This is a genomic window from Bacillus sp. GW821-FHT11D08 (genome assembly GCF_058808515.1).
Genome location: NZ_JBXARS010000004.1, coordinates 158,595 through 167,990 on the forward strand (window position 1 = coordinate 158,595; position 9,396 = coordinate 167,990).

Sequence of the window (9,396 nt, forward strand, 5' to 3'; positions counted from 1 at the left end):
AATACAATACTGTTTCGATTAAATTTCCAGTTTTCCTGCTATGCACTCGAAAATTTCCTTTTTTTTCTGCTCAATATCAACAGGCGGCGTCATATCTGTCCATGAAACGGGCATTTTATTGCGAAACCAGGTCAGCTGGCGTTTCGCATATCGCCTTGAATTTTGTTTTAATTGTTCCACAGCCTGAGGGAGCGGCACTTTTCCATCAAGATATTCATACAGCTCTTTATAGCCGATCGCCTGAATCGATTGGCTGTCCCGGATATTCATATCATACAGCCGCTTTACTTCGTCAAGAAGGCCGGTTTCCAGCATCAGGTCAACGCGCTCGTTAATCCGGCCGTACAGCACTTCTCTGTCCATTGTAAGACCGATAAGAACCGCATTGTAAAGCAGCTCCCGTTTTTGGGTTTTAAGATGCTCTGACATTGTTTTTCCCGATACATGCAGAATTTCGAGCGCGCGGATGACTCTTCGCGTGTTGTTTTGATGAATGGCTGCCGCCGCTTCCGGGTCGGCTGCCGCAAGCTTGGCATGAAGCGCTTCCGCCCCTTCTTCAGCCGCCAGTTTCTCCATGCGCTCCCGGAATACAGGGTCGCCGGAGTTTTCCGTGAACGTATAGTCATACAGCACGGACTGAATGTACAGACCCGTTCCCCCGACAATCATCGGCAGCTTTCCTCTATCGGCAATCTCGGTGATTTTTCCCCTTACCATTTTCTGATAATCCGCCGTTGAAAAAGTGTCGGACGGCTCCAAAATATCAATCAGGTGATGCGGCACGCCTTCTGTCTCTTCTTCGGTGACTTTGGCCGTTCCGATGTCCATCCCTTTATATACCTGCATGGAATCTCCGCTGATGATTTCCGCATTCAGCATTTTCGCGAGTCCGATGCTTAGTTTTGTTTTTCCGACTGCCGTCGGTCCGACGAGTATGACGACAGGCTGTTTTTTATTTTTCAATATGTATCACTCTCTTTTATAAATCTCCCCCTAATTATAGCATTCATTTCTTCAGGCACCTATCCATTTTGCCCTTTTTCCTGAGCGCTAAACGTCGCTACCACCCGATCGGCTCGTTTCCGACAACCTCTCTCGTTTTTCCTTTGAGTGTATGGCGGTGCGTTTTCCGTCCTTCCTCCCGCGGATCGTAAACGACGCCGCCGTGCTGGATCTGAATCGGCTCATTGTAGGCGGCAAAGGTGGTCTCTGAAAGCTCATGGTAATGTGTTCCGTCAACCCTCGGGATGGCAGGGCCGGAAATGCCGTAATACCTATGAAAATGGCCGTTTTCAAACGAGGTGATGCCCGTATAGAAATGTGTATGCTCATCTGTATTGCTGCCGTTTTCCGGCTGCGAAAAGCCTTCAATCAAATGGTAATGCCCCTGCACTACATCCGTAACCGCCCGGTATGCGTGTGTGTGCGGAGGTTTTTTTGACCAATCGGACTGATACAGGCCCACAAAAGCTCACTCCTTTATTTTTTGATAAACGCCCAATCAAAAATTGGTGGGCTGAATACTCTGTTATCATCTCAAATTTATTCTTGGAGGTACCTTAATTATGAATGAAGAATACGCATACGCAGTAGATAGTGATATGAGACAGTTCGGGCGGCCTGGATTTGGGTTCGGACGTCCCGGATTTGGGTTTGGACGGCCGGGCTTCGGCTTCGGGCGTCCCGGATTCGGATTTGGATTCGGACGGCCGGGTTTCGGATTTGGCCGGCCTTGGTTTGGTTATGGATTCGGACGGCCGTTTGTTTTTTACGGCGGACCGTTTTTCGGAGGGCTTGTCGGGGGGCTTGTCGGGAGCGCTTTATTCAATCCGTACTTGTACGGGGGTTACGGCTACGGCTATCCGTATTACTATTGACGAATCAAAAAGGTTCCTCCTCGGGGGCCTTTTTGTATAGGCCTAATGTCTTGACTTGGCGGACAAAGTTCGGATATTATTTTATTTTACTGCCTTAAACAAAAGGCATAACGATTATGATGAGAGGGGGATTTGATATGATTCTGGGTTATATCTTCCTCACAATTGCTATTTTATCAGAGTCAATCGGCGCGGCCATGCTGAAGGTCTCCCGCGGATTTACGCGGTTTTTGCCGAGCGCGCTTGTAGTGGCAGGCTATTCATTGGCCTTTTATATGCTTTCACTGACACTGAAACTCATTCCGCTTAGCTTATCCTATGCAACATGGAGCGGAGCAGGAACGGTGCTCGCATCCATTATCGGAGCGAAATGGTTTCATGAAAAACTGGACAAGCAGGCCGTCATCGGACTCTTTTTCTTATTGGCCGGTGTCATTTTGATGAATTGGTAGAAAGGAGAGGCATGCTGATGAAAGGATTACTTTGCTTGGCATTAGCCATTGTATCAGAAGTGTTCGGGAGCACGATGCTGAAGCTGTCGGACGGTTTTACGCACCTGTGGCCCGCTCTCGGCGTCATTGCCGGAATCGGAGCCTCTTTTATGTTTTTGAGCTTCTCTTTGAAAAGCCTTGATTTATCCGCCGCATACGCGACATGGTCAGGTGTCGGCACCGCTTTAACGGCAATTGTCGGCTTTTTTGTTTTTAAGGAGGCCATGACAGTCAAAATGATGATCGGGCTTGTTTTGGTCATCACGGGCGTCATCCTGCTGAACCGTTCCAAGTCTCAAAAAGCTAAAAAAAATCAAACGGCCCGGAGCTGACCGTTTGAACTCGTCAAGCGCGGGCAGCTTTTACTTCAACCTCAAGCTCCATCTCCACGTTTCCTTGGACCGCTCGTGAAATCATACATGAGGACTCCGCTTTTTGCGCTAACTTCCTGGCGAGCGTAAAGTCCGTTTCGGCTGCATCCGGCTTTAATAATATAAACGGGCGGTGAATGATTTTCTGGTACGTGAACACACCGTTCGTGACGTCTACAATTCCTTCAGATTCCATATGTAGATCTTCTTTATCCAGGCCGCTTCTTTCCATCATCGCCGCAAGCGTTATAATATAACAGGTCGCGGCCGCTCCAAGCAGCATTTCATCAGGATTTGTGCCTTCTCCGGGTCCGTCCATTTCCTTAGGAATGGACACAGCCGTTTCCAGCCGGCCGCTTTTAATATCGCCGACGTCATTGCGATTTCCGGGCCAATTTGCTTTTAAATAAAAGTGATGTTTTGCCAAGGGACAAACCTCCTTTTTTTCAGTTTACTCATCTTTCACTCGTTTGTCTTTTTTTAAGCTTACGAATACTCTTGATTGATCACTCTTTTTATCGTACGGACAAACCGGTAAAATTCCTCCGTTTTTGTGAATTCCCTTTCGCGGTAATCAAAATTATCAAAAAACGCTTCCCGCTGTTCTCTGCTGATCTCAAGCTGTATGCTCAGCCCGGTTTGCGCCTGGTTATTGATATTTTCGGTGTCAACCCCGGCCAGACCGGTTTTTGAGGTTGCCAATTCTGCAGAAAATCCGTTTCGTTCGAGAGCTCTCACCAATTTTTTCGCCCGCTTCCGGTCGCTTCCTCCGACAAGAGTATTTTTCTCGTCGCCTTTATAACCGTGAACTGCGATAACATAATGGTGCTGCTTAATGCTTTCGACTGCTGAAGGCTCATCGAACCTGGTGCTCGTAATATGAAGAGTCTGGTTATCATGCGTTTTTAATCCCTCAAACAGATAGGTTGAATAATCATCTCTGAAAGAGCGGACGATCTCGCTCACCCCGCCCTCAATTCTCCCTCCGTGCGGCGACATGATCAATACGGGGCTCCCCTTTCGCTTATTGTACGATATATGATAATCATCGGGGTCTTCATGTTCAGCCAAATCTTTAAAATCTGTGTATGTATCAGAAGAATTCGAGGGATCAGGGTCTGACGCATAATGAGCACATCTTATTAGTAAGACCATTGCTACGATAATGATGACATTAAGTAAAATTCTTTTCATCAGCTCTCCTTCTTTGCTCCTTTCTGAAAAATGACATGTTCATTATATGGATTTTTGTCAATAGGTCTTATCTTAACATTCTATTAACATTATCATCAGTGAAAAACTTCCCGGTTTCGAAAAATCAATGGATTGTCACGGTTCAAGCGCTCAAATGCCGGGCATCAGTGAAAAAAGGTTGAGAGAGGGCAAAAAAAAAGGGAGGAACGCCCGAATTTTCAGGGGCGGGAGATTCACGGCCGGAAACGGACGGCATCAAGAATACGCTTTTAAAAATGAATATCCGCCTCCCGAAGCAAATGCACAGGACAGAATGGAGCCCGTCAAAAAAGTTCTCATCTGCCTTTTTGTACAGCAAAATGCCGTTACAGCCCGCTCATCCCCTTTTTTTATCATAATGGTTCGTTTTGAAATGGAACCGTCTTTTTTCATATATATAATATCAATCGGAAGCTGTTTTTCCAAGGAATGTCTCAATATTATGTTCATGTATATACCTCCTTCCGCCGGCTTCATTATAAACGAACAAACGTTCCGTTTCAACTCGAGTTCTTCTCCTGAAAAAGCCGCAAGTAACCAGCGCTCCTGAAGGACAAACGAACTGACCGAACATAAGGCCTGTTCATATGGTATAGAGAGAATCGCCAGAATGGGAGGAAAAGTATATATGTTTGGTTACTCAATGGTACAAATGGTGCGGTCAAATGCTCATAAGCTGGACTGGCCGCTCAGAGAAAACGTATTACAGTTATATAAACCTTTCAAATGGACACCTTGCTTTTTGCACAAGTTTTTCGAAAAAAAGGTGAAAAACAGAAAGAAAATGTCAGTCATCATTGAATTTGAAGAGGGCTGCCATGAATCCGGTTTTCACAGCACAGGACAGGTCTTATCAAAAGAAAAACGCTGCACCATAAAAAAGCAGTTTCAAACAATCAATTGCTGCAGCGCCGAAGTCACTCCGTCCGCCCTTCACATGCTTCTTTCGCAATGCCGGGATATCCGTAAAATCTATTTAAACCGTGAAGTAAAAGCGCTCCTTGATACGGCAGCTGAATCGTCTCATGCAAAAGAAGTGACCCGTAACGGCACCGTATTAACAGGAAAAGGCGTAACCGTCGCCGTTATTGATACCGGAATCTATCAGCATCCCGATTTAGAAGGCAGAGTTATCGGATTTGCGGACTTTGTCAACCAAAAGACAGAACCGTATGATGACAACGGACACGGCACCCATTGCGCCGGTGATATCGCAAGCAGCGGCGCTTCATCTTCCGGTAAATATCAGGGGCCGGCGCCGGAAGCCGATCTGATCGGAGTCAAGGTATTAAACAAATCAGGATCAGGAACCTTGGCTGATATCATTGAAGGTGTGGAATGGTGCATACAATATAATAAAGAACACACAAAGAATCCGATCAGAATCATCAGCATGTCACTGGGCGGAGATGCGCTCAGATATGATAAAGAAACGGACGACCCGCTCGTCAAGGCCGTTGAAGAGGCATGGAATGAAGGAATCGTCGTCTGCGTCGCCGCGGGCAACTCCGGTCCGGAAGCTCAAACGATTTCAAGCCCCGGTGTCAGCGAGAAGGTCATCACGGTAGGCGCCTATGATGACAATGATACGGCCGGCAATGAGGACGATACGGTCGCTTCTTTCTCAAGCCGCGGCCCGACGGTGTACGGAAAAGAGAAGCCTGACATTCTTGCGCCCGGGGTCGATATCGTATCTCTCCGTTCTCCGCGTTCATACCTTGACAAATTACAGAAATCAAACCGTGTAGGCTCCTTGTATTTCAGTCTGTCGGGCACGTCCATGGCCACTCCGATCTGTGCGGGCATTGCCGCCTTAATCCTTCAGCAGAACCCGCAGCTTTCGCCTGACGAAGTGAAAACACTGATCAAACAAAGTCCGGATCAATGGACAAATGAAGATCCGAACATTTACGGAGCGGGCGCAGTAAACGCTGAAAACGCCGTGCCGAAAGAGTAACCTTTTTATCATGAGAACGGGGTCGTCTAAACCTGCAGATGACCCCGTTTTTTAGGTGAACAGATGAAACATTTATAATGAAGGAACTCGGAATGCTTCAGAACCGGCTGTCAGAAAAAAAGATCAATGCAAGGCAGTGTATTTCTAAAAAAATAGGGAATAAGTATGGTGTAGATAAAAGGAGGAATCACAATGGCACTTACAAACACCGAATTGTCTGAATGGCTGCAAAAACAGATCGGACAAACGCTTGATATCAGGAAAGGAGAGCTGACAGACAGCCGAAACGAGATTTCTGATATGGATCAGATCATGCTTCACCTTGATGATGTTCTCGTCCGCCGGACAAACCATCCCGATGACTATGTAGCGGACGAAGAACTCGTCTTAAAAGGGCATGGCACAACCTATACGGAGGAAGGAAATGTCCCGCTTCCCCAAGATGCGTATGAAATCCCTCTGCTCGGCGACATTACCATCCAAAAGGAGCAAGACGGATTAAAGGTACATACAGATCGGGCCGTTTATACAATCGGTACCCGGAAAGAGCAATAAAAAGAAAAAACGCCCTGAATCAGCGGCGTTTTTTTATTGGTTTTTTTCTTCTGAATATCCGTGGAACATCGTGAATGCGCAAAGCATAATGCCTAAAATAATGATAATCGGGAGCCAGATCACGGCAAACTTATAATCCGGTTCGGCAAAAGCGCCGATGACCGCTCCAAAGCAATACAGCACCAAGGCAAGCGCGCGCAATACAGCATCTCTCGTAAACTGCTTCCGCTTGTCCGCTTTGTAAAACCTTGCGGTGAGATCTTCAAAAAAATTAGCGAGCGTTCCCGTTAATACGGTCGTGGAAATCCCCGCTACACCAAGTTTTCTCGCGGCTGTCGTCTGCATTCCCATTGCGAAGCTGAGCAGCATAATCAGCACATAAACAGAAATGGCATCTGCAAAAAAGCAGGAGAACAAAGCAAACAGCAGCAAAACAGCTCCTTCAATAGCTAAAGCGGCAGTTACCGCAGGGGGCCAGAATGATTTCTTTTTATTGCCCACAAGCAGGGCCGCGGCAATAACGCCGGCAATAAATCCGATTAACGAGGTTAACGATTTGAGTACGGCAAGGTGCCACGAGTTGCCGATCGCCAGGCCGAACAGAACGATGTTCCCCGTCATATTGGCGGTAAAGATATGTCCCAGGCTTAAATAACCGATCACATCCACAATTCCCGCTGTTAAACAAAGAAGTAAAAGTGCAATATTTCGGTATGTAGTCACTGTCAATGTGATCCAATCCTTTCTCATGCTGATTCCAACATATAAGTTTACTCTTTGCCATTTCATATGTCCAGCCGGCGTGCCGCTTTTTCAGAGCATAAAAAAACTCCGGCGAACCGGAGAAGCTACTGAACGATAAATAATACTCTCGTGCCGTCGGAATATCCGCTCATTTGATTTCCAACCCATGAACCGGCCCCGCGGTTATCCGACGGGGTTACATATCTGACATCAGCCCCCGCCCCGCCTTCTGTGCAGACTGCCATGGGCCATTCATCACGGTCAAACCCGGGCTTTGTCGGAATTCCTTTCAATGATTCTTTCCTTCTATTCTCCGCTCCGCCCCGATCAATTGTACAAATCTCAGAATGACCTGCCGAAATGGCGTCTTTTATATGATTTCCCGTCTCCGGATATTTTGACAGCGGGAAATACAGCACCTGATCGTATCGGGATGCGGCACGAGCAGCACTGTCCGAATGGATGCCGGCGCCCGTAAGGCCGAACTGAAGAGAGATCACCAAAAGCAGACTTGCCGCCCATTTCATAAACGCATTCATTCACATCCTCCTTAAGAAGTTGATATGAAGCGTAAATATGTATATTAGCCGGATTTAACACACATGATGAAATGGCAAAAAAAGTTTGCTGTTTTGTTGATAATCAACGAAAATGGCGGCTTTACGATTTGTCTATTGAACCGGCTTCTGTTTCCTTATATATTTTAGACATACTTATGAGCCGTTGTGATCAGTGTCTTCGGCAGATAAAAGGAGGAATGCCGTCCGGTCGGCAGGCACCGGCTGTTTGTTATGTCTTTTCAAAAACATGAAGGCGGGGAAATCCAGATGGAAAAAACAATGTTTCACCCACACTCACCCGAGTTTCACGAAAACCCTTTTGCGGTTTTAAGCAGATTCAGAGAGCAGGACCCCATACATAAATTCGAACTGCAGCGTTTCGGAGGCACCTTTCCGGCTTGGCTCATCACGCGTTATGATGATTGTATGGCGTTTTTGAAAGACGGCAGAATTACGAGAGATGTAAAACGAGTCATGCCGAAGGAGCTGATCGCGAAGCTGAATGTCAGTGAAGATATCGATTTTGTCTCAGAGCATATGCTGGCAAAAGACCCTCCGGATCATTCACGACTTCGATCTTTGGTGCATCAGGGGTTCACTCCCCGGATGATTGAGCAGCTTCGCACCGGGATAGAGCAGATCACAGAAGAGCTGCTGGATGAAATGGAAACAAAAGCAGACCCTGATATCATGAGAGATTTCGCCGCACCGCTTCCGTTTATCGTCATTTCCGAACTGCTCGGGATTCCGAAAGAGGACCGCGCCAAATTTCAAGTGTGGACAAACGCAATGGTCGACACGTCAGAAAGCGGACAAGATGCGACCAACCAGGCTCTCAAAGAATTTAAACAATATATGAAAACACTGATCGAAGAAAAAAGAAAACATCCGGGTGAAGACCTGACAAGCAAGCTTATTTACGCTGAAGAGGACGGCCAAAAGCTGAGTGAATCAGAGCTGTATTCCATGCTGTTTTTGTTAGTCGTTGCCGGGCTTGAAACAACGGTTAACCTTCTCGGCTCCGGCACCCTGGCGCTTCTTCTGCACAAAGACCAGATGGAGAAGATAAAGCGGCAGCCGGAAAATATCCAGACGGCGGTCGAAGAGCTTTTGCGTTATACCTCTCCCGTCATCATGATGGCAAATCGATGGGCGATTGAAGATTTCACCTATAAAGATGTTTCCATTAAAAAAGGCGATATGATATTTATCGGCATCGGTTCAGCCAATCGGGACCCGGAATATTTCGATGATCCTGATACATTAAATATAGCGAGAACACCGAACCGTCATATCTCTTTTGGATTCGGCATTCATTTTTGTCTCGGGGCTCCGCTCGCCCGGATGGAAGCATCCATTGCCTTTACCGCGCTTTTAAAACGGTTTCCGAATATAGAGCTGAAAGGCGCGCCCGAGGATGTAACATGGAGAAAAAATGTGTTTTTGAGAGGGCTTGAAACATTTCCTGTCAGATTTTAACATCGTCCCCCCTGTTTATCGGGGGTTTTTTTAATGTCTTATAAACAGAAATCAATATGACAATGAAAATTTTGTACATAGTAAATTTAGTTCTATATGGATAAAAAAAGCGGCCGGATTGCTCCGGCC

General features: G+C 46.6%; 13 protein-coding genes. 6 read left to right on the forward strand and 7 right to left on the reverse strand.

All coding sequences use genetic code 11. The features are described 5' to 3' along the window. Window positions 1–18: 18 nt before the first annotated feature. Together miaA and AC1RRX_RS10315 are read right to left on the reverse strand one after the other, a co-directional pair. On the reverse strand, window positions 19–963 hold the full coding sequence (gene miaA, locus AC1RRX_RS10310; protein ID WP_007410375.1) for a tRNA (adenosine(37)-N6)-dimethylallyltransferase MiaA: 945 nt from the start codon (window positions 961–963) through the stop codon (window positions 19–21). A gap of 97 nt (window positions 964–1,060) precedes the next feature. After that, window positions 1,061–1,465: a YmaF family protein gene (locus AC1RRX_RS10315; protein ID WP_014417831.1), complete on the reverse strand. Its 405-nt coding sequence runs from the start codon at window positions 1,463–1,465 to the stop codon at window positions 1,061–1,063. A gap of 100 nt (window positions 1,466–1,565) precedes the next feature. Here AC1RRX_RS10315 and ymaG point away from each other — a divergent pair, with 100 nt between their 5' ends. From ymaG to erbB, 3 genes are all read left to right on the forward strand, one after another. Next, entirely contained in the window at window positions 1,566–1,877 is a 312-nt protein-coding gene (ymaG, locus tag AC1RRX_RS10320) for an inner spore coat protein YmaG (protein WP_144464315.1), read from the forward strand. A 137-nt stretch (window positions 1,878–2,014) separates the two neighbouring features. Continuing rightward, entirely contained in the window at window positions 2,015–2,329 is a 315-nt protein-coding gene (erbA, locus tag AC1RRX_RS10325; RefSeq protein ID WP_144464317.1) for an SMR family multidrug efflux transporter EbrA, read from the forward strand. A 17-nt stretch (window positions 2,330–2,346) separates the two neighbouring features. Next, entirely contained in the window at window positions 2,347–2,700 is a 354-nt protein-coding gene (erbB, locus tag AC1RRX_RS10330) for an SMR family multidrug efflux transporter EbrB (protein WP_007410379.1), read from the forward strand. A 13-nt stretch (window positions 2,701–2,713) separates the two neighbouring features. On the opposite strand, the gene AC1RRX_RS10335 is transcribed toward erbB, so the two are convergent. The 3 genes from AC1RRX_RS10335 to AC1RRX_RS10345 form a co-directional block, all read right to left on the reverse strand. Then, window positions 2,714–3,166, reverse strand: a complete 453-nt coding sequence (locus AC1RRX_RS10335) for an OsmC family protein (protein WP_014305039.1) — start codon at window positions 3,164–3,166, stop codon at window positions 2,714–2,716. Window positions 3,167–3,225: 59 nt separating this feature from the next. After that, window positions 3,226–3,933 (reverse strand): poly-gamma-glutamate hydrolase family protein, encoded by a 708-nt coding sequence (locus AC1RRX_RS10340; RefSeq protein WP_007410381.1) that lies wholly within the window; start codon window positions 3,931–3,933, stop codon window positions 3,226–3,228. Between the two features lie 255 nt (window positions 3,934–4,188). Beyond that, window positions 4,189–4,422 (reverse strand): hypothetical protein, encoded by a 234-nt coding sequence (locus AC1RRX_RS10345; protein ID WP_015239897.1) that lies wholly within the window; start codon window positions 4,420–4,422, stop codon window positions 4,189–4,191. 178 nt (window positions 4,423–4,600) lie between these two features. Between AC1RRX_RS10345 and aprX the strand changes: the two genes are divergently transcribed. Then, a complete protein-coding gene (aprX, locus tag AC1RRX_RS10350; protein ID WP_007410382.1) occupies window positions 4,601–5,929 on the forward strand; it encodes a serine protease AprX in 1,329 nt (442 codons plus the stop codon). 192 nt (window positions 5,930–6,121) lie between these two features. After that, window positions 6,122–6,484 carry a protein YmzB gene (ymzB, locus tag AC1RRX_RS10355; protein ID WP_007410383.1) on the forward strand — a complete coding sequence of 121 codons (363 nt, stop codon included), beginning with the start codon at window positions 6,122–6,124 and terminating at the stop codon, window positions 6,482–6,484. A 33-nt stretch (window positions 6,485–6,517) separates the two neighbouring features. Here the strand turns inward: ymzB and AC1RRX_RS10360 are convergent, their stop codons facing one another. Continuing rightward, entirely contained in the window at window positions 6,518–7,273 is a 756-nt protein-coding gene (locus AC1RRX_RS10360; protein ID WP_003154084.1) for a YoaK family protein, read from the reverse strand. A 59-nt stretch (window positions 7,274–7,332) separates the two neighbouring features. After that, window positions 7,333–7,767: a sporulation-specific Dnase NucB gene (nucB, locus tag AC1RRX_RS10365; RefSeq protein ID WP_015417516.1), complete on the reverse strand. Its 435-nt coding sequence runs from the start codon at window positions 7,765–7,767 to the stop codon at window positions 7,333–7,335. A 288-nt stretch (window positions 7,768–8,055) separates the two neighbouring features. On the opposite strand from nucB, the gene AC1RRX_RS10370 reads away from it, so the two are divergent. Next, entirely contained in the window at window positions 8,056–9,267 is a 1,212-nt protein-coding gene (locus tag AC1RRX_RS10370; protein ID WP_007409852.1) for a cytochrome P450 family protein, read from the forward strand. Window positions 9,268–9,396 lie beyond the last annotated feature (129 nt).